The sequence below is a fragment of the Microbacterium sp. P2_F9 genome (genome assembly GCF_056403635.1).
Window position 1 is genome coordinate 1 of sequence record NZ_JBFUFC010000037.1, and the last position, 24,904, is coordinate 24,904.

A 24,904-nucleotide genomic window follows, 5' to 3' on the forward strand; every position below is an offset into this window, starting at 1 on the left:
GTCGCCCCAGGCGATGTCGGGGTCGATCCCTTCGATGGATGGGATCCTGATCGCCTCAGACCATGGTCCGGCGGCGTCATCTGCCCAAACGAGCACTTGCCCTTGATCATCTGCGACATTCGTGGTGATCATCCAAAAGCGTCCATCGTGGTGGCGCAGCGTCGGCGCGAAGATGCCGCCGGACGGACCGGTCCCTTCGAGCGGCAATTGGTCAGGACGATGCAGCGCGTGCCCGACCAGCGACCATTCCTTGAAGTCGGTTGAGACATGAATCGGCACGCCCGGCGCGTACTCGAAAGTGGAGTTCGCGAGGTAGAAGGTTCCGTCGACCGCACACACTGACGGATCAGGGTAGAAGCCGGGGATGATCGGACGTTGATTCATGGGGACTGTCCTTCCGAGAGAAGATGGCATTCGTGGAGGTGGGGAGGTTTGTCAACTGAGTCGGTGGGACGGCCGGTGGCGCTGATCAGACCCCGCGCTAGGAACGTCAGTGACTCGTCAACTCGTCCAAGGGCCGGGTAGCGATTGAGGTGACCATGCGGCATCCCCACCRCCAGGTGCGAGTGAACCTCCACCCCTCGCGGCGAAGCTGGTCGACCAGGAGCTGTCATCCGTTCGCGAGCTTGCGGGTCGCCCMGATCCTGGTACGTCAAGCCGTTGATCAGATGGATCTTTCCGGCGGGGAAGGGGTCGAGCTGCATGACCGGACGCTGCCCCGAACCTGATCCGGTGTGCGTGACCATCAGCTTCGCCTCAGCGTGACCGGCCCGGCGAGCCCAGCGGGCAGGATTGCCGCGTCGGGTGTGAACACGGCGGTCATCGCATCCCACGCCTCTCCGGTGGGGTGCGAACTTTCGGCGATCAGCCGGTTCCGCCATGGATTCGCGACGGCCACCTCGATCACGTTGTTGCCCTTCATCAGATGCGACGCCGGCACACGGTACGGAGGAGTCCACGCGACACCGGCTGGGTGCCCGTTGATGGTCACTTCGGCGAGGTCGGCCACATCTTCGAGGTCGAGCGTCAACTGACCGGTACCCAGTTCGGCATCGCTCAACTCGAGCTCGAGCCGGTACACGGCGATGCCAGAAAAGCCCTCACCGATCGGTCCCAACTCCGTCCACCGTTGGGGGCCGTCAGGCAAGGCGATCTCATTGCGCCCCGGGATGGCCAAGGACCACCGGCCGTTCAGGGAAATGCCCTGCACCGCCTGCTCCCGGACAGCGGGAGCGGGGAGCAAAAAGGAGGATCCGAACGCCGGCAGCTGTACACGGAAATGCCGTGGCGAGGTGACTTGGAGTGGGACGCGTTCCAACGTGACGGGGTTCCAGGCAGCCAAGACATCCGTGGGGTGATTCAGTTCCAGGATGGTGCTTACTGGGTGGGTGGTGGAGTTGGCGACGAAGATCACCGGTTTGCCGTCGACCCAGCGTGCGGTGTGGCGCACCATGACGTCGTCGAGACGAACGAGCGGTTCAATTTCCAACTCCGATAGCGCAACGGCGAGGTCGTGCGTGTTGATCACGCGCCCCTGCGACCGCGCTCCCCATATTCTCGCGATCAGCGCGCGGATTTCTTCTGGTGAGTCCGAAAGGGATCGCGGTCCCGTGGGCGGGATGCCCACGACCGTTGCACCGCGGTCGAGAAGCTGCTCGATGGCTCGGAGCGCCGTGACGCTCATCCGGGCGCTGGAGCCGCCGAGGTACAGCAGCCGATAGCGGGACTGCCCGGCAACCAGACTTCCGCCGTCCACACTGATGCGGTTCGTGAGTGCGTCTACGTTGAGGTAATCGAAGTCGAAGCCCGCCGGGATAGTCGTGTTGAATTCGTCGCCGAACAGCGCGGTCACGGGCGCTTCTTCGCCGATGAAGTAGGCGATGTCGACAGCCGGAGTGCCCTGGCCGAGCAGATAAGAGCAGCGGGCAAGGTAGTCGACCCAGGCGCCAGCGAACGGAGCCCAGGTCTCGTTGCGTGAGAACGACTGCCCGAGGATATTTGCCATCGCCATCCCCGGAATAGGGACCGTTGAGGGCTGGTGCGGCGACGAGTGAATGCAGAACCGCGTAACCCCCAGAGTCAGTTGCAGGTCGGCGATGTGCTTGAGTGTCCGCGGGCTGTCGCGCCATGGCGTTCGCATCGATGTGAATGCTTCCGAGCCGGTGAAGCTGCGGTCGTACACGTGCGTCACGGATGACGCGCCCTTCAGGTCGGCGACGTAGGTCGGGGCGGGACCCTCGTCAGGTGAGAACGTCCACATCGCTCCCATCGGCACGTCGGCTCGCGAGCGCATTGCGAGATCATCTCCGAGCTGGGGCCGGTGATCCTCGAGTGCTTCGGCGTAGTAGATCGCGCCGCGCTGGTGGGCGGCATCCGCCAGTGTGCGGTAGTACTCCTCGGCAAGCAGCTCGCTGATCGTCAGTCTGAAGTCCGCGAGGAAGAGGTCCGTCGATAATGCGTCATCGACGAGAAGTCCGGCGACGGTGAGAAGCCAGGGGATCATGTCATACCCGCGGCGCTCCGCGAACTGGGCCGGCAGCTGTTCCGTGAAGTTCTGAGGCCCCGCCTCGATGCTGTCGCTGAGAAGTCCGCTGATGACAATGTCGCCGTACCGGTGCAGATGGTGGTCGATGTACTGGCGCACCCGGCGGGCGTCGAGTTTGTCCACCTCGAGCCCGGTTGCTTCGGCGACGGCCGGTCCATTCTTCTGGCCCGTCAGAGTGGATCCGAATCGGAGGATGCGCCACGAGCCCTCCTGGGGCGCCCATGTCAGGATGTCGCCGCGAACGTGCTCGGTCACGTCGATGACCCTGTCCCGAGCAACCGTGCCCGCGCTGGCGTGGGCATCCGTGTCGAGGGCGTCATAGAACGGGGCGGCGGCGAACCCGGCCTTCACTTCCCGGTGCGAGACCATGCCCGCCTCGTAGAGCGCGAACTGGGTGATGTCGAACGTCGTGACAGCGCGGAAGACGGGCGGATAGGCGACACCCGGCTCGACCGACGGCATGGCAGCAGACAGTCCGTCGGCGGCGAGGACCAATCGGAAGTGCGTCGCGGTCACCGGTGGGAAGGAGAGGGTGCGGGCGGGCACGCGCGTGGCGGGCAACTCTGCCACAGTCCAGTAATCGAGACCGTCGGTGCTCGCTTCGAGCACGGCCGACACGGGTGGCGCTGCGCCGAATCCGTGCGGCCCGGGGATGCCGACCACGCAGGCGCGGACAGTCACCGCGCTGTGAAATTGCTGTTCCAGCCAGACGGAGGAGCGCGCGTCGGGGTCCCTCGGCAGCTGGATGCCGTCTGTGAAGGTCCCGTCGGTCAGGTTTGCGGAGGAGCCGAGCGGGTTGGATGTCCGCACTTGAGTGGGCTGGTGCGGGTCGTGATGCTCGTTGTACGGGATGGCGAGGACGCAGATGTCTCGGGCGTGACCGCGGTCGCTGGCCTCTCCCCAGGGCGAGCTGTCTTGGAACACGCCCGCGGAGTCAGGGAGAGCGGGGAGCAGGTGTTCGTCGTCGCCGGGTGCGAGGATCGCTTGCGACCAGACGATCTTGCGCATTGCATCGTCAGGGGACACCCAGGGTCCGCCGGACGCGCTCCACCCGGCCGAAGTGGCCACCGTGAACTCGATGCCGAGGTTGTGGGCGGTTTCGCTCGCTTCCTTGAGCGCCTCACGCCACGCGTCGGTGCCCGGGATGAGAGGTTCGTCGACGATCGACGGATTGCCCAGCCCGCCGTCGAAGACCTGCACGCCGCGAACGCCGACCCGGTGCATCCAGGCGAGGTCGCGCTGGATGCCGTCCAGGTCGACGTTGCCGTCCATCCAGTGCCACCAGACGCGCGGCCGAGCGGAGTCCGGCGGGGAGACGAATCCCTCCCACAGCTTCTCCAGAGTTCCGCCCGGCCCGCGCGTGCTGGTCTCACTGACCACGGATCTGCGTCTCCAGCTGGTGCAGCAACGCGTGTTGACGGCGGACCTGCTCGATCGACCGGTAGGGGATTCGGTCGCCTTCGTACTCGCTGGATAGGTAACCGGACCAGTCTTCGTCGATCAGCGTCTGCATGATCTCTCCCCAGGGGATCTGCCGGTCGATCAGATCGTCGCCGATGTCGAAGAACTTCGCCTGGATGAAAGCGGTGTAGGGCAGTACGGCTGCGAGATCGGACATCGGCACGGCCAGGGGTCTGCGCCACCCCTCCTCCTGGGCTTCCTCGCTGAGGCCATCGTGTTTGGCCGTCGTGATCGCGCGCTGGAAGATGCCGGTGTCGATCAGCAGCCGGAAGTTGTCGGAACCGGTCCGCTGAATGAACGAGATGTACTCGTCGACGACGGGATGCTGGATCGGAGTGGGCGCGTGGATCTCGGGGCAGATGACGATGCCGAGCTCACCGGCGAGGTCGAGGTTGCGTTCGATGGCCTCCTCCCAGATGGGATGCGGCCGCAGGTCCATCGAGATGACACCGATCTTCGGGCGGACGCTGCTGAAACCGAGTTGGTGGGCGAGGCGCAGATCGCGGCCGAGCATGTCGGCACCCTCCAGCGCGGTGAGATCCCGGTCGCGCCACATCGACGAGTCGATCCACGACCCGTAGTTGGTCGCTTCCAAGCGGTACTCCGCAAGCAGCGCGTGCCAGCGGTCGATCCACGCCGTCGAGGGTTCCGGGTAGTTCGAGATGTTGCCCTCGCCGAGGATCTCGATGCCGGTGGCGCCGAGGTCCGCGATCTCGGCCATCGCGTCCTCGAGAGTGAGGACGGTGTTCATGTCACCGGTGTAGCTGTAGAGCGACACACCGTACTTGAGGGTGCTCATGCGACGACCGTGACCTTTCGTTCGGCGTGGAAGAGGGAGGGTTGAAACTCGGCAGGAATGTACGGAGCGTGCACGGCGATGTCGACCGCGACGTCGTATACCCCGACCGCGAGCCCGCCGTCGGAGGGGATGGTGATGATGGCAAGTTCATCAAGCTGCCAGCGAACGTCGGTCGAGGCGCGCAGTTCGTCGATGGTGAATGTGCGACCCTGCAGGGTCCACAGCGGCACCTCGCGGTTCCAGCTCACGTCTCCGACCGAGACGTCGACACCGTCGATGAGACTGCCCCACACGCCCCGGTAATTCGGCATCCGCAGCATCAGTTGAAAGCCGGTGATGCGATCGCCTTCGTACACATTGCGGAAGCCTCGGCTTTGGATCAGGTTTCTTTCGAGCACGGCGGTCCTTTCGTTTGTTAGGAGCTTCGGTCGGTCAACTGCGCGGCGATGTGGCGGGCGCCTCCGATTGCGAGTGCGACCGCCGTGAGGGTGGGATTGCAGGCCGTGGCGGTGGGGATCACTCCGTTACCGGCGACATGGAGGCCCTTTACTCCCCACACCTGACTGTGCGTATCGCAGACGGAGGTGCCGTCGTTCTGTTCGCCCATCCGGACGGTCCCCTGGTAATGCAGTGAAGCGCCGGCGGGGAAGGTGAGGGGTTCGTCGCCCAGGGGAGCGCCGAGCGCGTGCGCGGTCGCCACGATGGATGCCCGCGCCGCGTCGAGGTTCGCGTGATCCCGCGCGGTCAAGGTGTAGTGGATCTTCATCGCGGGCATGCCGTAGACGTCCACGGCGGTGTCGGTGAATTCCACGCGGTCTGAGGATTGGAGGTCTTTCGCGCAGAACCAGCCCAGTCCAACGATTGAGCCCGGGATCGTCTCGGTCTCGAGCGGCACCGGAGATGCATCCAGCTGCATCACCTGGCCGTGAAAAGGATGCGCGTCGGTGAACGGCACCCAACTCACGCCGCTCTGCGCCGTGATGCTGGTGTCTCCGGCCGAGCCGGATGGCACCTCGTCTACGCCGCTGAGGACTGTCGCGTAGACGATCTGGGGCTGGTCATTCAGGTAGCGTCCCAGCGCTTCCGCGCGCACGTTCGACGCGAACAGAAGCTGGGGTGAGCGAAGGGCGTCGGCCGCGACGACGACGAACCGCGCAGTGACGTCCTGCTCGTGTCCGGTGCGCTGATCGCGCACACGCACCCCTCGCACCGATCCGCCGTCGACGAGGACACGCGTGACGAGCGATTCGTCGAACAGGGTGGCGTTGGGGTTGGAGCGTGTCGCGTCGCCGAAGACGACGTCGGCGCCTGACCAGACCAGTTCCCCGTCTGCGCGGCGATGCACGGCGAGGGGCATCGGCTGGACGCGGCGATCCTCTGCCCGTCCCTCATCGAGCACTGCGCTCAATCGTTTGCGCACCTCACCGGMGAGCGGAGCATCCGCGAGCGCGTCCGCGGTGACGGAGAGCAGGCGTTCTGCCTCGGTGAGCAGTTCATCGAGGTCCTGCAGAAAGCCAATGCGTTCGCTCTCACCGGGCCGGGGGCACGCGCCCGTCCAGTGCGCGCCCATCCCGCCCACATTGCTCGAGAACGCGAGCGCGGGCATCCCTTCCTCCCCGGGTTGCTGCCATCCGTCTTCGAGCAGGAAGGTGCCGGCGCGTACGAGGCGTTCCGACCGGTCCTCGTAGGTCTCTTCTCCGTTGCCGTTCGCACGTGCAGCACCGAGCGGGCCTTCGGAGGTGCGTTGCGCGCGTGCGCGCTCGTGGGGGTCGGCGATGTTCTTGACGTGGGCTCCGGGCGGGTCGCTGATGGTCGCCCCGAGTTCGAAGACCACGATGCTGGCATCAGGGGCGTTCTCGCTGAGGATGCGGGCGTAAGCGGCACCGGCGGGTCCGCTCCCGACGATCGCGACATCGACGGTCGGCGGGTAGGTGCGGGGGAGCGGTTCTGAGGTCGTATCAGACATGGTGATCTCCAAAGGCATGTGGGGCGGCCGACGCCCGTACGAGACGGGCTTCGAAGGGAAGGGCGTATGTCACCGCACCGCGGTGATCGACGCGGTCTGTGACGTGAGGAAGTCGAGTCGTTCGGCTCGGCGCTCTGCCTGCTGGGTTGGGTGCGCGATCGGCGAGGCGAGGAGCAGCGCGCGAGTGTACGGGTGCTGCGGATCGGTGATCACCGATTCTGTGTCGCCGGTCTCGAGGATCCGTCCGGCGCGCATCACGGCGACGCGGTCGCTGATGTGTCGCACCACGTCCAAGTCGTGGGTGACGAATAGCAGGGCGACGCCGGTGCGCGCCTGGATGTCGGCGAAGAGGTCGAGAACGCGGGCCTGAGTCGACAGGTCCAGCGCGCTGACCGGCTCGTCCGCGACGATCAGTCGCGGTTCCCGACACAGTGCACGGGCGATGGCGACCCGCTGCCGTTGGCCGCCGGAGAATTCCCTCGGGTAGCGGCTTCCCGCGTTGGAGGGCAGTTGCACCTCGTCCAGGAGCTCAMGGACGCGTCGTTGCGCGTCCGCTTTCGAAGTGCCCGTGACCAGCAGGGGCTCGGTGAGGATGTCGTTGACCGTCATCGCGGGGTTGAGAGATGTGTAAGGGTCCTGGAAGACGACCTGGATGTCTCGGCTGAGCTCCCGCCGGGCACGCGGGCGAAGGCGGGTGATCGACCGACCGTCGAACCGGATGTCTCCGCCGGCGATCGGAGCCAGCCCGAGCACGGCGCGACCGATCGTGCTCTTCCCCGATCCCGATTCACCCACAAGTCCCAGCGTCTCGCCGGCCGCAATTCGCAGGTTGACCTCGTGGAGTGCACGGAATGGATGCCGGCGGCTCGCTCTATTGGGATACTCGACAACGAGGTCCTCGATCACCAGCAGATCTTCGGGCATCTCGCCTACGGCTTCCGGATCCAGCGCATCGTTCATGGCAGCCGCCCTTCGATCTGGTCCACATCCATAGCGTCACTGAGCGTGGTCAGTTCCGTCTTCTCGGCCAGCGTCGAGTCGAGCAGCAGCCGGGTGTACTCGTGCTGCGGATGATCGAACAGGTCGAGAGCGCCCGCGACCTCGACGATCTCACCCGAACGCATCACCGCGACCCGGTCGCAGATGTCGGCGACCACCCCGAAGTTGTGGGTGACCAGGATCACCCCCAGCCCCCGTTCAGCCTGAAGACTGCGGATCAGGTCGAGAACATCGGCCTGGACCGTGACATCGAGCGCCGTGGTCGGCTCATCGGCGATGAGCAGCTCCGGATCACAGGAAACGGCACCCGCGATGAGGACACGCTGAGCCATACCCCCCGACAGCTGATGCGGGTAGGAGCGATAGACCCGCTCGGGATCGGGGATGCCCACTCGCGCGAGAAGCCGGAGCGCCTCCGCTTTCGCGGCCCGTCGCGAAAGCTTCAGGTGATACCGCATGGGCTCGACCAGTTGGTAGCCGATCCGGAACGCTGGATCGAGATTGCTCATCGGCTCCTGAGGGATGTAACCGATTCGTGAACCCCGCAACTCGTTGCGTTGCTTCGCGGACCATCCCTGCAGGTCGACACCAGCGAAGACGAGCGTGTCGGCTTGCAGCTTTGCCTCAGGGGGGAGGAGACCCAGAACCGAGAAGGCGGTCTGCGACTTTCCGGATCCAGACTCACCGACCAGGCCGAGGATCTCGCCCTTGCGGAGGGTGAGCGACACACCCCGGACCACGACGGACTCGGACCCGTCGGCACGAGGGTAGGCGACACGCAGATTTGCGATCTCCAGAAGGGAATCCGGGTCTCTCATGATCGCCGGGGATCCCGCCGGGCTGGACTCGCGTTCAGGAGTCGCCTGGCGAGCGGCGGTCGGAACCGGTTTGACCTTCCGCTTGCGTGCGGTGCTGCCGCCGTAGTCCGCCAGCGCGTCACGGATACCGTTGCCGATGAGCGTGAACGCCATGACGGTGAGGACCAGCGCCACGCTGGGCCAGATCAGAAGCCAGGGCGCGTTGTAGATGTTCTGGGATGCATCCGAGAGCATCAGGCCCCAGCTCGCCTTATCAGCGGAGCCGAGTCCGAGGAAGGCGATCCCCGCCTCGATGCCGATGCCGGCGGATGCCAGCAGAGCCGCCTGAATGATCGTGGGCGTGATGACCACGGGAAGGATGTGCCGGCGCATGATGCGGGTATCGCGGAGCCCGGATACCTTCGCCGCATCCACGTACAGCTCCTCCCGCACCGCTCGAACGGAGCCGCGGACGAGTAGGAACACCGAGGGTGCGATGAGTACGCCGAACACTGCAAGGGCCAATGTGGTGCTGCGTCCGACCCGGGCAAGGATCACCAGCAGCAGCACGATCGCCGGCAAGGACAACAGCACGCCGCTGATCCACATGGCGGTTCCGTCGATCCAGCCGCGGCGGTAGCCGGCCAAGAGGCCGGCGGGCACGCCGATCAGCAGGCTGACGGCAACCACGATGGCGGCGCTCGAGAGGCTGGTCTGTGCGCCGTAGAGGAGATTGGCGAGCACATCCTTTCCGACCCCGTCGGCACCGAGCGGGTGTTCGGGGGTGAAGGGCGGGGCGAGGACGTCGGCGAGTTTCGTGGCAGTGGGATCGTACGGCGTCAGCAGCGGGGCAAAGATGGCAGCGAGCAGGACGAGGACGAGGAAGATGAGGGAGATGAGCGCGGCGGGCTCACGGAGCGTGCGACGCACCACGCCGTGGCGGCGGATGGGGTCATCGATGACATCGAGCGACTCGCGCGTACCTGTGACAAGGCCCACGGTCATGAGACACGCACCTTCGGGTTGACCCAGCCTTGGGCGAGATCCACGACGAGATTCACGATCACGACGAGGATGACGGTGACGACGACGATTCCGAGGACGATGGGGAGGTCACCTCGTGTGGCGGAAATGTTCGCCTGTGTCCCGATGCCGGGAATGTTGAACACCTTCTCGACGATCACCGATCCGGAGATCGACACGATGAACATCAGCGACACGATGGTCAGTGTGGGACCTGCGGCGCTTCGAAGGGCGTGCTTGAGCAGCACGCTTCTGTCGGGCAGACCTCGGCTTCGGAGTGTTCGGACGTAGTCCTGGCGGAGCACGTCGATCATCGATCCTCGGATCTGCAGGGCGATCGATGCGATCGCGCCGAGCGCGAGGGCGATCACCGGCAATGTGATCGATGCGAGCCAGTCACCGGGTGATGTGGTCAGGGATGTGTAGCCCGTCGCGGGGAACAAGCCCAGCTGGACGGCGAATATCAGAGCGAGAAACAACGCGACCAGGAATCCCGGCACCGCCTGCACGAAGGTGGAGACCACCTGCAAGCCGCTGTCGACGGCCCCCCGACGAAGGGCGGCGATGACACCGATAATGGTTCCGACGACGACTGCGACCAGGATTGCGCCGAGGACCATTGAGAGGGTCGGCGGCAGGGTGAAGGCCACTGCCTCCGTGACAGGCTGGTTCGTGTACCAGGACTTGCCGAGGTCGCCGCGGACGGCGCCGGCGAGCCATTGAGTGTATTGAACAAGAACGGGTTGGTCGAGCCCGAGTTCGGCGCGCTTCGCTTCGACCTGCTCGACGGACGCGACCGGACCGAGGATCTGACGGGCCGGGTCCTGCCCGGTCACGCTGAGCAGGAAGAATGTGGCCGTCGCCACGACGAAGAGCAGCACGAGTCCCGAGCCCAGCCTGCGCAAGATGAAGAACAACATCGGCAGCTCCTAAGGGGATGGTTGGTGGAGAAACGGGGGTCGACGTCGCAGTGCGGGCCGACCCCCGTCGACGTCACTCCGCGGGGGCGAAGTTCCAGATCGGCGGTACCGTCGAGAACTTCTGAGGTGTGACGCTGATGTCGGAACTCACCGCAAACAGGTTGTTTGACTGGATGTACGGGGCGAACCAGGCCTGGTCCACGATGTACTCGTTCAGCTCTCGGAAGGTCGCCGTCTGCTCCTCAGCGGTCTGCCCCTGCGCCTCGTCGACAAGCGACACGATCGTCGGGTCGGCGACGTGGAAGGTGTTCCACAGCGCCTCCGGGGTGAGCGCGAGTTGAGCGAAGTCCCACGGACGTTGTGTGTTGAGGCCGAAGATCGCCGCCGGATACTTCGCCGAAAGCAGGTCGGAGATGAAGGTCTCGCCGTTGACAGGCTGGTAATCGGGCGTCACGCCGATYGCGGTGAGTGCTTCCGAGACCGCGGCCTGCTGGTCAGGGAAGACGGGCGATACGTCGGGCATCGGGAGGCTGAAACCATCGGCGTACCCCGCGTCGGCGAGCAACCCCTTTGCCTTCTCGACGTTGTAGGCGTACTGCTCGTCGAGGGCCGGGTCGAAGACGTCGCTGGAGACGCTGAATGACTGCGACGTCGCCGTACCCACTCCGCCGTACACCACATCCAGAATGCTCTCCTTGTCGAGCGCCAGGTTCAGCGCCTGCCGGACGCGGACGTCTCCTAGAGCGGGAACGATCGTGCCTTCTCGATCGAACAGGTACAACCCGGAGACGGTGTACGCCGGGAAGGACTCGATGGTGAGCCCGGCGGCCTCGAGGCTGGCTGAGTCCTTCTGGGTGACCGTCGAAAAGTCGACCTGCCCGGATTGCAACGCGTTGAGGATCGCGGTGTTGTCGTTGAAAACCGTGGCGGTGATGCTGTCGAACGGGAAGTCGTCAGGGTTCCAGTAGTCCTTGTTCCGGGTGTAAACGTACTTCGCTCCGGTTTGGGATGCGGACTCGTCGAGCACGTATGGGCCCGAGCCGACGGGCTGCGTGTTGAGCTCTTCGGTCCCGAGCGCCTCGGGGCTGGCCAGGCTGCCCGCTGTCCCGCCGAGGTTCGGCAGCAGTGAGGAGTCGGGCGCCGAGAGCGTGATCGTCACGTGTGTGGCGTCAGTCGCTTCCACGGAGTCGATGAACCTCAGCTGGCCGGCCGCTTCACCCGTCCCCTGCTTTGCGAACTCCAAGTTCGCCTTGACGGCCTCGGCGTCAAGGGCGGCGCCATCGGTGAATGTGACGTCGTCCCTGAGCGTGAGCGTCAGCTCGGTCTGCGTGTCGTCGTAACTCCACTCCGTCGCGATGTTGGCGCCCGGCTCGCCTTCGTTGTCGTTGCGGATCAGGGTGTCGTACACCGGCTGAAGGAAGAGGGTCGTCGGTCCGGTTCCGAAGTTGCCGGGACTGAAGGACTCCGGCGTTCCGATAGTGGCGATCGACAGCTCGGTCGGAGCGGTGTCCCCACCATCGGTGGACGTGCCTGAGCATGCTGTGAGGGCGAGCGCGGCGGCCGCCAGAACGGCGGCCGCTATCCGATTGCGCATGGATTCTCCTAGTGCGTCGTAGGGGTACTGCGGGACAGACGTCGGGAGACGTCGGATACAAAGCAGTCGCACCGCTGGCGAATCGACTCTCGTAGCGCGGCGACCGACGATGTGAGCCGGCGGCCGTGCGTTCGAGCGCAAAGGCGCTGCCCGGCATTGTGTGCCGGACGATTGGAATGAACGCACTCGATATTGAGCACGATCACCTGCCTCTCACCTTTGAGATCGCTGATGGATGACTGCGGAACTTTCAGAAACTGACCGCTTCCGGAAGCCGGAAACGGTCAAGACGGCGAACCGTCCTCGCGATCACTTTAGCGCTGAATGAACATAATGGCCAGCATCAGGCTATCAATGGATGTGATTTCCCTTATCGATGCGGCTGACATCTGGCTGATTCGCGCGCAGTGGTGCGACGAAGTGTTGACTCGACACCCGGTGGAGCAACGATGTACGGCATGCTAACGAATTATGTGCATATCGCATGAAACTCTGAGAAGATAGCCATCGGTGACCAAAAGTGTTGCGGGGCGCTCGGGGGTGTTTGCGAGCGCGATCGATCCGTTCTCGGGGAAAGCCTCGCGGACCCGAGGCCTCACGAAGAGCAGTTGCGCAAGTCCGCGGCCGTGGTGTGGCTGGAGCAGTACGAGGTGTACGCTCTCGCCCGGTACAACGAGGTTCACCGCGCACTCGGTGGCTGGGATTCCTTCTCGTCGGCTGCAGGTGTGGGAATGTACGACCTCCGAAGCGGGACGCATCAGCGCGATCAGGCGAAGTTGCTCGAGATGGATCGCCGGATCACACTCGGTTCCGTTCGGTGCACAACAAGGTGCTCAACCCCGGGTTCGTGCGTTCATTTGCGCGACAGTTTCGGCCAGAGCGCGCGCACGCTCATTTCTTCCCTCGTCGACAGAGGACCGTTCGACGCCGTCCCCGACCTCGCGGTCGCGTATCCGAGGGCGGTGTTCCCGGACATGATCGGGGCCGAGATGGGTCTCGAGCCGATAGACACGCTCGCGCTCGTGTTCGGACTCCTCTCCGCCGGCCTTGACACGACGATGCATGCGCTGGGCTGGTCCTTGTTCCTTCTGGCGTCCGATCCGGAGCCATTCGAGAAGCTGAGGGCCGCCACTACCGGTTCGACCGACTCGCGCTGAACCTGGTTCAGATCCTCGGCGACTCCTCATCGAAGGTGCTGACCTCGACGGGGTGCTCTACCTGCGCGACGTGGAGGACGCACGTGAGTTGCGGCGACGTTCGGACTCAGCGAACGACGTCGTCGTCATCGGCGACGGGTCCATCGGTCTGGAGGTCGCGGCAGCAGCTGGATAGGCGGGCAAGAAGACGACGGTGGTCGAGGCCGCTGACGCAGATCGGCTAGACGACCAAGGCCCGCTGCAATGCGGCGGCCCGCCCGACAGGGGTTCCATTGTCGATCCACAGCCCCACGGAAGACGGACCGAACAGCTGTTCCACGGCCAGAATGGCACCTCCGACCAGTCCCTCTAGATGATCGAGCGACGCCGCCCGGATGACGAGATCAGCTCCAGCAAATGCAGTCAGACGAGAGCGGATCTCGGCTTCGAGGAGATCGACCGTCCATGCCCCGACGCGAAGCATCCCGCCACCGATGACCAGCATTCCGGGATTAACGAAATTGACATAGTTCGCTGCCGCCGATCCCAGCACGCGAATGCCCGCCGCGATCTCGTCGTGGGCAACGCGGTCACCGGCTCGCGCAGCGTCGCCGACATCCTGGGCGCTGATGCGTCCGTTAACTTGCATACGTGCTGAGAGCAACGGGCTTTCGCCGACTCTCGCTGACAAACGCTCCACCAGGCTCCACCCAGAGACGATCGCTTCGAGACAGCCGGTACGCCCGCACTTGCAGATGATCGTCGGGTCGTCGGTGACTTTACTGTGGGCGATGGTTCCCGCCGCACCGGAGTGTCCTCGAAACAACGACCCACGGCTGACGACAGCGGCGCCCACTTCCTCGTCGACCAGGAAATATACAAGGTCTCGCTGGCTGCGTGGGTTTCCCTTGTGCCACTCTCCGAGCGCCATCAGGTTCACGTCTCGCTCCACCCACACCGGGACGTCGTAATAATCTCGCATCCACGCCCGCACGCTGAACCCGTCCCAGTCGGGGAGAAGCGGCGAGGACACGAGTCGACCACGCTCGAAGTCAACTGTGCCCGAGACACCGATGCCGATTGCCCATGGCTGAATCCGAGTACGCCGGGCGAGCCGCTCGAACATTTGCTGAAGTGTGGTCAGGGTGCTTTCTGGGCCAACGTCCGCAATCCACTCTTGGTGCAACGTCTCCACGAGGTCACCGGAGAGGGTGGCGACGGCCGCCCACATTTGTGTGGATTCGATGATCCCGACGTAGACCAGGCCAGCGTCCGCACGAAAGCGGAGCAGGCGTGACGGGCGACCAATCTCGGAGGTCACGAACGCGCTGTCGTCGATCAAGCCTGCATCGATGGCCTGTTGAATGCGTTGGGCAACGACCCTGCGACCAAGGCCGGTTGCTTGTTCCAGTGCTGGTCGTGTTGTGGCCTGGCCGCTTCGGATGAGGTTGATCAGCTGACCATGGACGAAGACGTCCTGAGGCGATGGCTGACTGCTGCTCACGGTTTCGCCCACATCACGATTGCTCCCATAAGAGCACCATTCTCCGCTACTGATCTGACTTGGGTGTTCATCGGGAGCTCCTTGTGCACGGTGTTGCCGACACTGCTGCGCAAGGGTGTGTGTCAGGCGTCCAAATATTTGAGCCCGGTACCGACGGGGAAGAGGGGGTTCGCCGTATCGGAGCCTACGTCAGGGTGACTGGCGCGCACTTCGTCCATAGAGCTGGGGAGCTCGATCGGGAGGCGGCCTTCCGGGGTGACCCGATTGAAGAGCGCGTCCAGTAGTGCGCGGTGGGATGCTCCGTAGTTTGCCACGATCCCGGCTGCATACGGCTCGAGCGGCGTCAGTAKGGCTRCTCGATCGAGGTACACATCAAGCAGCACCGGGACGGTGCGCGCGAGGGAGGCGACGTGTTCGACGATGTCCTGCGGGTAATCGAGGCTGCCCTGATGGGTGGTGGCTTCGAGGAAGTAGTTGTTGCGCGGCTCGTAGGCCGCGGCGATCCGGAGGATAGCGATGTCGGCGTCCGAAGGGTCAGTCGCCAGCTGGGCGCCGTATTCGTGCGCCGTGGCCTCATCGAGCCCATCCAGGTACACCTTGGTTCCCGGTCGGAGCGGTAGGACCCCGTCATTCTTCAGCACGGTGATCGAGCGCGCCTGTGCTCGGTGACCCTCGGCTACGAATTCGGCTGCGGCGACGATCTGTTCTGCCGCCACTTCGTCGACGTAGGGCTGATCAAACAAGCCGAGGTCGAACTTCACCGCGAGGATCCTCCGCACGGACTCGTCAATTCGGCTTTCGCTCAAGACGCCCTGTTCGACCAGCTCGAGGACGAGATCGGTTGCGGCCTCGCCGCCCAGCTGATCGACGCCTGCATCGAACGCGCGCGCGACGCGTTCAGCGTTAGTCAGGTGTTCCACTCCCCACGCTTTGGCGGGCCAGGTCAGGTTGCCTACGACGATGTCCGAGATGATTGCGAAGTCGGTGGTGATGACGCCATCGAACTTCAGCTTTTCCCGAAGCAGTGTGGTCAGAATCGTGTGGTTGAAACCGAACCCCACTTCTTCAACTGCTTCCCCATCGAGCGTCAGCCCAACGGGCATGCCGTAGTAGGGCATCATGTAACGCGCGCCGGCGTCGATGGCCGCCTCGAAGGGCTTGAGGTGGTCCGCGAAGCGCCCACCGGGATAGACCTGCTCCTTGCCATTAGGAAAGTGGGGATCTTCCCCGTCCTTCTGCGCCCCACCGCCGGGGAAGTGCTTTGGCATGCACGCGACACTGTTGAGACCTAGCTCGGAACCTTGCATCCCGCGGAGGAACGCCACCCCGAACTCGCTGACGAGGTCAGGGTTCTGGCCGAAGGATTGCAGCTGGCGCGCCCAGCGCGGGTCGGTCGCGAGATCGAGCTGAGGGTGAATCGCGCATGAGATCCCGAGAGCACGGTATTCACTACGCGCGACCGTTCCAAAACGCTCGAAGAGTGCCGTTTCGCCGATTGCAGCGAGACCAAGGAGCTCGGGCCATTGCGAGAGGTGGCCGGCAGACAACGCCATTCCATCATTCGTAGCGAAGCCGTGACGTGGATCGCTGGCGAAGGTGATCGGGATGCCGTGCGGGTTGAGCTCGGCGAGTTCCTGCACTGCGTTCTGCCACCGCGCCGTCTCGGAAGGGGTCGGCAATTCGCTGAGTGTGAAGTGATTGATCATCCGGCCCGCGACGAGTTCTCGTACTGAACCTTCACCAAACTTGCCCGGGGTGTCATGACCGCCCGGCTCAGCAACGGTGATCACGGTGCAGAAGAGGAGGCCGATCTTCTCTTCCAGTGAAAGCCGCGGGACCAGGTCGTCAACGCGCTCTGTAGGGCTGAGTCGACGATCCTCGTACGGGTCCATCACTCCGTTGCCGTTCAAGTCTCGGTACGCGACTCCGTCGTCGCTGGTCAATTCTTTGAGAAGCATTGCGATCCCATCTGTGGCACTGGCCAGTGATTAGGTACATCGTACACCTAACACTTTCGCCCAACGGAGGGCCCCTTGCCGATGGCAATGTGATCGGGATAATGGTTCCCTCCGCGCATCAGGCTCCAACGGACCTCCACGAATACTCGCCTGAACAACGTGGTTATGTACGCATTGCCCTAAAGTGTGGGAGGATGCGACCAGTACCTGAACCGATTTTCGCCAGCCTCTCGACCGCAGTGTGGACTGGACGCCCGCCCGTGACCCGTATCACCGACGAAGCCCCGAACGAAGGACAAGAGCCATCTTGATCGATCCCACCGACCTCTCGGCGCCGAGGGTCGAAGGAGGATTCCTCCCACCCTTCTATCCCCCGACGGTGAGGGCTCGGCATCCCGATCGCGCCCGGTCTTTCGTCGGTGTCACCTACGCGATCGCGCTCGGCTACCGCAACCTGCAGCTCGACCTGCACGTGCCGCTGTCGGCATCGACCGAGGCACCGGCGCCCGTCGTGGTGTGGATCCACGGCGGAGCCTGGATGTTTGGAAGTCGTGAACTGCTCCCTCCGGACTGGGAGCTCGGTTCAGTGGCGCAACTGCTCATCGACGCCGGCATTGCTGTCGCCTCCATCGACTACCGTCACGCGCGCGAGGCGCCGTTCCCCGCACAGTTGCACGACGTCAAGGCGGCGATCCGCTATCTGCGGGCGTTCGCTCCCGAACTGGGCCTCGATCCTGAGCGCGTCGGAGTCTGGGGGGAATCCGCCGGAGGACATCTAGCCGCGCTGTGCGCCCTCGTCACTGATCCCGACATGGAAGGACGACTGGGAGTCAAGCACGGCGACAGCAGCGTGTCGGTCGCGGTCTGCTTCTATCCCGTCACGGACTTCGACCACATGCCGGAAGGCGGATTTGAGATGCCGGAAGCATTCCGCGAGGCGATGATGAATGATTTCGGTGAGATTCCTCCTCCTCCGGAGGCCGAGATACTCCGCGGATCGACCTACACCGCAGACGAGGGTCGCCGCGTCATCTCCGCGCTGACGCACGTGAGCGCCGCGGCACCACCGTTCCTGTTCATTCACGGCGCAGAAGATCGCGCCGTTCCACCACTGCAGAGCGCGCTCCTGTCCGCCGCGCTCGCCGACGTGGGAGTGGCGACCGAACTGGTCATCGTTCCACAAGCATCACACGCGTTCGACGGCGTCGATCCGACGCCGCAACTCGAACGTGCCGTCGACTTCCTCGCCCACCACCTCTTGCGGGCGTGAAATGGGGACCGAGCGCGAAACCGTCCTTCGCTGACGAACGGTGACACCGCGGCCCCACTCCATCGCAAAGGATCTCAATGACAATCCTGCTACCCGAACCCCCCATGCTGGGCGCCGAGGCGGCGCCCGCCCTACGCTGGGGCGTGATCGGCACGGGCATAGGCGTGACGTTCACGAACTCCGTTCAGGCCCACACGCCGCAGCGCGTCGTGGCCATCGCGGGCCGCGATCCACAGAAGACTGCCGCAGCTGCCAGCGCGCTCGGAGTACCCCGGTGGTACACCGACAACCGCGCTCTCATCCACGACTCCGAGGTCGAGGCGGTCTACATCTCGACTCCCCACCCGTCGCACGCCGAAATCGCGCTCGAGGCGATCGCCGCGGGCAAGCCGGTGCTGATCGAAAAGCCCCTGGCCATGAGCGAGGCTGAGACGAGAACGGTGGTGGACGCGGGCCGCAATGCCGGTGTCCTCGTCATGGAAGCGATGTGGACGCGATACCTGCCACAGAGCTCGGTACTTCGAGCCATCCTCGACGACGGGCTACTCGGTGAGCTCACCTACATGCGCGCTGACTTCGGCTTCAGCATGCCGTTCGACCCGGACTCCCGCATGTGGAATGCCCAACTCGGCGGCGGCGCGCTGCTGGACGCAGGAATCTATCCCATCGCCCTGTCGTCGATGGTCTTCGGCGAACCGCAGGAGATCTTGACGTCCGGGACCGTCACGCCGGACGGGGTCGACGCGACCGCACACCTGCAGCTCCTTCACTCCGGGAACGAGGTCTCGCAGCTGACGACGTCGCTACGCGGGTGGCTTGCCGCGAGCGCCGAGGTCGTCGGTACGGGCGGGCGCGTCGAACTCGCCCCCGCGTTCTTCGCGCCGACCCAGCTGACTGTGACTGTAGGGCCGTGGGGGGCGCAGGAGACCTCGACGTGGCGGCATCCATGGCCAGCGGACGGTTCGCGCCCCACCGATGGCTACGCGTACGAGGCGGTCGCTTTCGCGTCGTACGTTGCTGAGGGCAGACTCGAGTCCCCCCTCCACACCCATGCCGAAACGCTGTCCATCGCGCGCACGATCGAGACCGCCCGCAGCCAGCTCGTGGCTGCCGGGCGTTTCGCGCGCGTCACCGCGGCGGAGGAGGAGAAGCCGGGATGAGCCATCTTCGCGCCATCTCCCACATCGCGTTAACCTGCCGCGATCTGGAAACGTCGGTGGAGTTCTACACCGCAGCCCTCGGAATGACGAAGGCCTTCGAAATCAGAGTCCCGGAGTCCCTCGCCGCCCAGGGGCACCCGTTTGCGCCCTTGGTGGGCCAGGTGGCGATCGTCTATCTCCGCGTCGGCGGCCGCAACTACCTTGAGTTGTTCCGTCCGCTGCCGGATGCCGAGACCGGGCGGCTTGGGCCCAACGTGCTTGGCATGGGCTTCACTCACCTGAGCCTTGAGGTGGAAGGGCTGGGCGAGCTGGTCGAGAGCCTGCGGGGCCGGGGGATCGAGATCGATCAGGAGATGAGTCTGAGCCCTGCAGACAACTCCTATCAGGCGTGGATCCGCGACCCCGACGGGCATCGGATCGAGCTGATGGAATACACACCCGACTCGCTGCAGGTGGCCCACTTGGGCGATGACTGACGATGGGGCAGTCGAACTCCAATCCGCAGTTCTCGACATGCAAACACGAGACCCGCTCGCCCAGAACCAGGAGGTCATCATGATCCCGGACCGCATCATCGAGCAGGGCACGCTCACGACTGACGGATCGCGCACGGCGGTGGAAGTGAGGCTCCCGTGGTACCGCGCCCTTCCCGGGTCGTGCATCGCCGGCGCAAAGCTCACAGTCGACGGCGTTACCGCCCCCGCCGACTCGCTTCGCTGGAACATGAATGGCCGCGAGTTCCGCTTCGAAGAACTCGTCGACGAGACCGAGGAGTGGTGGTTTCCGCTCGACTCGGTCGTGTTATCCGGCGAGGTTCCCGTCGAGGTCGACGGCGAGCACGAGGTGCGGGTCGATCTGAAGCTCTATATCCCGTACATCATCATCGACGGCGACGAGACGCTGCACATCGAGGAGCAGGACTCCAAAGTCATGAAGGTGGTGGCGGCATGACCGGCCTGGGCACGCCTACCCAGGGCGTCACGTTGTACAGCTTCACCCGACCCCTCCACGGCCGTGAGTACGACCTGGAGGGGCTGATCCGCAAGGTCGCCGCCGACGGGTACGGACCCGGACTCGAGGTCATTGGATTCTCCAGCTTCCGCGGGTTCCCGGTTATCGCAGACTCCTTCGCCGGCTGGTTCCGCGACCTGGTCGACGAGGTCGAGTTGGTTACCACTTCGCTCGCCGTGAACGCCGACATCGGCATCCATCGCGATCGCCTGCTCACGCAGGATGAGCTCATCGAATACATGACCCTCCAGATCAAGGCGGCCGCGAAACTCGGCTTTCCGATCGCTCGTGTGCAGATCTCGATCGAGCCTGACTCGATGGAGGTCCTGGCGCCCATCGCTGAAGAGCACGGGGTCACTCTCGCGCTCGAGGTGCACGCCGACCAGTACGCGTCGCATCCGCGCATCCTCGCGCTGCGCGATCGGTTCGAGAAGGTCGGCTCACCGTTCCTCGGCTTCACCGCTGACTGGGGCGCGACGACGATCGGCTTCGCTCCGTCACTGCTGGAGGCATACCGCCGCCGCGGCGCCTCGGACGAACTGCTCGCTCAGGTCGTCGAGCTCTGGAACGGCTACTACGCCGAAGGCCCTCCCGCCGATCAGGCCGAGCATGGCAAGCGATTCGGGTCGTTCATCGGACTCGCCGCGCGGAACGGCCGTCCCGACCTCGGCATCGACCTCGGCATCAACGGCACCGGACTATTCGGCCCCGCGCGCGTGGACGACTGGCTCGAGATCATGCCGTGGGTCCGGCACGTGCACGGCAAGTTCTTCGGCATCGACGAGCACGGTGAGGAGCCGTCAGTCCCGGTCCGCGCGCTCGTCCAGATGCTCGTGGACAACGGCTACTCCGGTGCGATCTCCAGCGAGTACGAAGGCTGGCACTGGAACTACTGGGAAAGCCCATTCGAGCTCGTCGGCGGCGAGCAGGCCGTGCAACGCTCTGCTGCCACGGCTGCAGGTTCTCGTATGATCACCGACGCCCGTGAAGCGCGCGGCATCCTCTCGGCGCACCTCGGTCACCTCGCATGAACCCCTCGCTACGCGCACTTCCTTCATCTGTCGCCACGAGAGAACCAGGTTCGTTCTGTTGAACTCAATGCCGTTGCCCCCTTGGAGACTCCGTCTCCTCATGGTTTCCCTGCTCACCGTGTCGTTCCTGGGCGCCCTCGATCACACGGTCGTTGCGACCTCGCTCGCGACGGTCAGCGGTGAGCTCGGCGCCGTTCAGCAAATGAGCTGGGTTCTCGTGCCCTATACCCTCGCGAGCACCGTGATGCTGCCCGTCCTGGGCAAGCTCGGCGACATGGTCGGCACCCGGCTGGTCTTCTTGGTGAGCCTGATCCTCTTCATCGTCGCGTCTCTGTTCTGCGGGCTTGCACAGGACATAACTCAGCTGGCGATCGCGCGCGTCGTGCAGGGCGCTGCCTCTGCAGGTCTGATGTTGATGCCGCAGACGATCGTGGGCACAGTCATCCCGCCCAGGGAGCGACCGCGCGTGCTCTCGATGCTCGGTGCGGCTTTCCCGGTGGCAATTCTGATAGGCCCCATCCTGGGGGGTCTGATCACGGACGTGTGGGGATGGCGATGGGTCTTCTGGATCAACATTCCCGTCGGCATCGTCGCGCTCGTACTCGCCTTCATCGCCGTCCCCCATATCGGCAGCCGATCCCCTCGCAGGTTCGACATAGCGGGCGCGCTGGTGCTCGGCGTTTCCATTACCGCAATCGTGTTCGCGGCCAGCTGGGCGAGCACGGACGGGCTCAGCGCGGCGGCGCCGGTATCTATCGCCGCGGCCATCGCGCTGCTCACGCTCGTGGCGTTCATCATCATCGAGTTGCGAGTGCCCGATCCGCTCGTGCCAATGCGTCACTTCGCGGACCGCACCATTGTGCTCTCCATCGCCCTGTCGACCGTGGTCGGTGTGGGGCTCTTCTCCGTCGTGGCCTATGTGCCGACCTACATACAGATGGCCTATCGCACTTCAGCGACAGTCTCGGGGATGGTGCCGATCGCGACCGTGTTCGGGATGCTGGTGAGTACATTGGTCACCGGCTGGCTCGCGAGCCGGTCCGGCAGATACCGCATCTTCGCGATCCTGGGGACCCTCCTGGGCGCGGCCGGCCTGTTCGCGATGGCGATACTCCCTGCGGGAATGCCACTGTGGATGCCCATCGTGGCCATGGCTGTCGTCGGGATCGGCACCGGGGCGTTCATGAACATCGTCGTCGCGGTGGCTCAGAGCGCTGCGCCGCGCGAGGACACCGGGAGCGTCACCGCCACCGTCGGCCTGGTGCGCCAGGTCGGATCCACGATCGCGACGGCCGTCATCGGCGGCCTGATCGGGGCCGGAGTCGCGGCGCGGCTGCCCGCAGGCATCAACGCGGCCACGCTGACACCCGAAGCCCTCCAATCCGCCTCCGGGTCGGTTCAGGCGCAGGTCGCGGAACTCTACTCGACCGTGCTCGCGCCTATCTTCCTCGGCCTCGCCATCGTGTATGTCATCGGGATCGTCGCCGCGGTTCTGCTGCCCAACGGACGCCTTTCGGACGAATGGGAGTCGCGGACCCAATCGACGCCCGCAAACGCCAGTGTGTGACGGCGGCGAGAGGTGGCTCTGACGCCGACGGCGGAGTTCATGAAAACGTTAGTCTTCTCATCATGGATGCCCCCGACAAAGTACCGGGATTGGTCGAAGTGGCCGCCGTTGCCAACGTAAGTCTTTCGACTGTTTCGAGAGTGATCACTGGTCGAACGCCAGTCAGTGAACGCACGCGTGCTCGAGTGATGGATGCCGTGGAGCGACTGGGCTACCGGCCGAACGCCGCAGCTCAGGCACTTGTGAGCGGGCGGTCGTCGACGCTCGCCGTGATCGCCAAGAACACACTCCGCTGGGGCTACGCCGCAACTCTGCAAGGCATCGAAGAAGAAGCTCGAGCTGCCGGCTACACAGTGATGATCGCGGTCATTGAGTCCAGCGAGCCCGAAGAACTAGGACGTGCAACTGACCTCGTGCGGTCGCAGTCCCTGGCTGGCGCGATCGTCATTGACTTCGATGCCGTCGGCACCGCGACGATGGCGGCATTGCCTCGCAATATTCCCGTGGTCGCCGCGTCCGGAGCGAGGAACGCGTCAGAGGACAGGCCGCATGCCTATCTGGACGACTTCGAGGGAGGTCGTTCCGCAACCGATTACCTGCTCTCGCTGGGTCACAAGACCGTGCAACACGTCGCGATCCCATCCACGAGCAATCATTCGGGGCGCGAGTGGGGCTGGCGCCGAGCGCTCACAGACGCTGGCGCGCCGGTTCCACCCATTGTTCAGGCGGACTACAGCCCGGGGTCGGGATACGACGCTGCGCAGAGGCTACCTGCAGGCACGACGGCAGTCCTCTGTGGCAATGATGAGCTCGCGATTGGTGTCGCCCGCTTTCTACAGGAGACCGGCGTCCGGGTGCCGCACGATGTCAGCGTGATGGGATTCGACGATCAGCCGTTTGCGGCGATGTGGGTGCCTTCGCTCTCCACTGTGCGTCAAGACTTCGTCGAGCTCGGCAGGAGGACCTTTGGTTTGCTCGAAACGTGGATACAGACCGGAGAGATGCCGGTCGAATCGACCGCTGCTCCGAGCCTGGTGATTCGGGAGAGTACGGCTCCGCCGCCCCCGCTCGTCTAGGCGCGGGAGGGGGTGCACCTGGTGCCCAAGCAGCTTTGACCAACGTTTGCAGGAATCCTGCCCCACGTGTATCGTCTGACCAACGTTTGCAGAACGGCAATCGGGTCTACGAAGGAGTACGCGCGTTGGTGATGTCTCTGCCTTTGGCGGCTCTCCCGGACGAGTTCGATGCCGACTCGGCGCGTCGTATCCGGCTCGCCGCGAACGGTGTCGCGCTGATTCTGGAGCTGCCTGCTCGATCGCTTCCGCGGGTAATCCACTGGGGCCTTGACGTGGGCGCGTTGACCGAGTCCGAGCTTGACGGGCTGCAGAGCGCAACGACCCCGCCGAACGCGTCGAACGGGCTGGACCACCCGCGCGCAGTTGCCGTCCTGCCGGAGGCGTGGGCCGGCTGGACGGGCACCCCGGGACTCAGCGGTCATCGTGCCGGGCACGCGTGGTCGCCGCAGTTCGTGCCGCRCACCCTGAGCGTGGCACACCACGGCGAGGGCGGCGGGGTTCTCTCGATGACCGCGCGTGACGCCCAGTCCGAACTGGAACTCAGCCTCGACATCGAAATGCTCCCTTCCGGTCTTCTGCGCCTGCGAGGATCCGTCACCAACCTTGCTGCTGAGCCCTACTTCGTGGATGGTTTGCATCTGGCGCTGCCCGTCCCGGCGTACGCGGATGACGTCCTCGACCTCGCAGGTCGCTGGGCGAAGGAACGTGTCCCGCAGCGCGGCCGTTTCCAAGTCGGCTCGCATGTGCGTGAGGGTCGGCACGGTCGAACCGGTGCGGATGCCGCATACATCCTCTCTGCGGGGGAATCCGGGTTCGACTTCGCGCGCGGGGAAGTCTGGGGCCTGCACGTCGCTTTCAGCGGGAATCACCGCACGATCGCGGAACGGGTATTCACCGGTGAGCGGCTTCTGCTGGGGGGTGAGCTCCTCCTGCCCGGCGAAGTGATCCTCGGCCAGAACGACACCTATGCCGCCCCCGACGTCTACGCCACCTACGGGGACGGTCTCGACGAGTCCGCTGGTCGCGTCCATCAGTTTCTCCGCGCCCGTGACAGGCATCCGCGTTCCCCACGGCCGGTGGTCATGAA

20 protein-coding genes and 1 pseudogene are annotated in these 24,904 nt (G+C 64.7%); 10 read left to right on the forward strand and 11 right to left on the reverse strand.

Annotated elements, in window-relative coordinates; all coding sequences use genetic code 11:
- The 9 genes from AC1DVT_RS06120 to AC1DVT_RS06160 all read right to left on the reverse strand — a co-directional run.
- A partial coding sequence (locus tag AC1DVT_RS06120) for a family 43 glycosylhydrolase (RefSeq protein WP_477387391.1) occupies positions 1–384 on the reverse strand: 384 nt, incomplete at its 3' end.
- Positions 385–745: 361 nt separating this feature from the next.
- Positions 746–3,925 (reverse strand): glycosyl hydrolase, encoded by a 3,180-nt coding sequence (locus AC1DVT_RS06125; RefSeq protein ID WP_477387393.1) that lies wholly within the window; start codon positions 3,923–3,925, stop codon positions 746–748.
- Positions 3,915–4,805, reverse strand: coding sequence for a sugar phosphate isomerase/epimerase family protein (locus AC1DVT_RS06130; protein WP_477387395.1), 891 nt, complete (start codon positions 4,803–4,805; stop codon positions 3,915–3,917). Before AC1DVT_RS06130 ends, AC1DVT_RS06125 begins: the two co-directional genes overlap by 11 nt.
- Entirely contained in the window at positions 4,802–5,203 is a 402-nt protein-coding gene (locus tag AC1DVT_RS06135; RefSeq protein WP_477387397.1) for a C-glycoside deglycosidase beta subunit domain-containing protein, read from the reverse strand. Before AC1DVT_RS06135 ends, AC1DVT_RS06130 begins: the two co-directional genes overlap by 4 nt.
- Before the next feature lie 17 nt (positions 5,204–5,220).
- Positions 5,221–6,771 (reverse strand): GMC oxidoreductase, encoded by a 1,551-nt coding sequence (locus AC1DVT_RS06140; RefSeq protein ID WP_477387399.1) that lies wholly within the window; start codon positions 6,769–6,771, stop codon positions 5,221–5,223.
- A 69-nt stretch (positions 6,772–6,840) separates the two neighbouring features.
- On the reverse strand, positions 6,841–7,731 hold the full coding sequence (locus tag AC1DVT_RS06145; protein WP_477387401.1) for an ATP-binding cassette domain-containing protein: 891 nt from the start codon (positions 7,729–7,731) through the stop codon (positions 6,841–6,843).
- Complete coding sequence (locus tag AC1DVT_RS06150) at positions 7,728–9,572, reverse strand: dipeptide/oligopeptide/nickel ABC transporter permease/ATP-binding protein (RefSeq protein WP_477387403.1); 1,845 nt, start codon at positions 9,570–9,572, stop codon at positions 7,728–7,730. Before AC1DVT_RS06150 ends, AC1DVT_RS06145 begins: the two co-directional genes overlap by 4 nt.
- Positions 9,569–10,510: an ABC transporter permease gene (locus tag AC1DVT_RS06155; protein WP_477387405.1), complete on the reverse strand. Its 942-nt coding sequence runs from the start codon at positions 10,508–10,510 to the stop codon at positions 9,569–9,571. The genes AC1DVT_RS06150 and AC1DVT_RS06155 overlap by 4 nt, the downstream gene beginning before the upstream one ends.
- Before the next feature lie 73 nt (positions 10,511–10,583).
- Positions 10,584–12,104, reverse strand: coding sequence for an ABC transporter substrate-binding protein (locus AC1DVT_RS06160; protein ID WP_477387407.1), 1,521 nt, complete (start codon positions 12,102–12,104; stop codon positions 10,584–10,586).
- Between the two features lie 626 nt (positions 12,105–12,730).
- On the opposite strand from AC1DVT_RS06160, the gene AC1DVT_RS06165 reads away from it, so the two are divergent.
- Positions 12,731–13,261, forward strand: coding sequence for a cytochrome P450 (locus AC1DVT_RS06165; protein ID WP_477387409.1), 531 nt, complete (start codon positions 12,731–12,733; stop codon positions 13,259–13,261).
- 16 nt (positions 13,262–13,277) lie between these two features.
- Positions 13,278–13,436, forward strand: a pseudogene (locus AC1DVT_RS06170) (FAD-dependent oxidoreductase); the annotation flags it as partial.
- Positions 13,437–13,481: 45 nt separating this feature from the next.
- Here AC1DVT_RS06170 and AC1DVT_RS06175 read toward each other — a convergent pair.
- Positions 13,482–14,744 (reverse strand): ROK family protein, encoded by a 1,263-nt coding sequence (locus tag AC1DVT_RS06175; protein WP_477387411.1) that lies wholly within the window; start codon positions 14,742–14,744, stop codon positions 13,482–13,484.
- Positions 14,745–14,866: 122 nt separating this feature from the next.
- A complete protein-coding gene (locus AC1DVT_RS06180) occupies positions 14,867–16,702 on the reverse strand; it encodes a glycoside hydrolase family 3 protein (protein WP_477387413.1) in 1,836 nt (611 codons plus the stop codon).
- 307 nt (positions 16,703–17,009) lie between these two features.
- Here AC1DVT_RS06180 and AC1DVT_RS06185 point away from each other — a divergent pair, with 307 nt between their 5' ends.
- From AC1DVT_RS06185 to AC1DVT_RS06220, 8 genes are all read left to right on the forward strand, one after another.
- On the forward strand, positions 17,010–17,972 hold the full coding sequence (locus AC1DVT_RS06185; RefSeq protein WP_477387415.1) for an alpha/beta hydrolase fold domain-containing protein: 963 nt from the start codon (positions 17,010–17,012) through the stop codon (positions 17,970–17,972).
- Positions 17,973–18,049: 77 nt separating this feature from the next.
- Entirely contained in the window at positions 18,050–19,132 is a 1,083-nt protein-coding gene (locus tag AC1DVT_RS06190; protein WP_477387417.1) for a Gfo/Idh/MocA family protein, read from the forward strand.
- Entirely contained in the window at positions 19,129–19,608 is a 480-nt protein-coding gene (locus AC1DVT_RS06195) for a VOC family protein (RefSeq protein WP_477387419.1), read from the forward strand. Before AC1DVT_RS06190 ends, AC1DVT_RS06195 begins: the two co-directional genes overlap by 4 nt.
- Positions 19,601–20,083: a C-glycoside deglycosidase beta subunit domain-containing protein gene (locus AC1DVT_RS06200; protein WP_477387421.1), complete on the forward strand. Its 483-nt coding sequence runs from the start codon at positions 19,601–19,603 to the stop codon at positions 20,081–20,083. Before AC1DVT_RS06195 ends, AC1DVT_RS06200 begins: the two co-directional genes overlap by 8 nt.
- Positions 20,080–21,174 carry a sugar phosphate isomerase/epimerase family protein gene (locus AC1DVT_RS06205; protein WP_477387423.1) on the forward strand — a complete coding sequence of 365 codons (1,095 nt, stop codon included), beginning with the start codon at positions 20,080–20,082 and terminating at the stop codon, positions 21,172–21,174. The genes AC1DVT_RS06200 and AC1DVT_RS06205 overlap by 4 nt, the downstream gene beginning before the upstream one ends.
- Before the next feature lie 100 nt (positions 21,175–21,274).
- Complete coding sequence (locus AC1DVT_RS06210; RefSeq protein ID WP_477387424.1) at positions 21,275–22,741, forward strand: MFS transporter; 1,467 nt, start codon at positions 21,275–21,277, stop codon at positions 22,739–22,741.
- A 62-nt stretch (positions 22,742–22,803) separates the two neighbouring features.
- Entirely contained in the window at positions 22,804–23,817 is a 1,014-nt protein-coding gene (locus tag AC1DVT_RS06215; protein ID WP_477387425.1) for a LacI family DNA-binding transcriptional regulator, read from the forward strand.
- Between the two features lie 131 nt (positions 23,818–23,948).
- The coding region (locus tag AC1DVT_RS06220; protein WP_477387427.1) for a glycoside hydrolase family 36 N-terminal domain-containing protein at positions 23,949–24,904 on the forward strand (956 nt) is incomplete at its 3' end.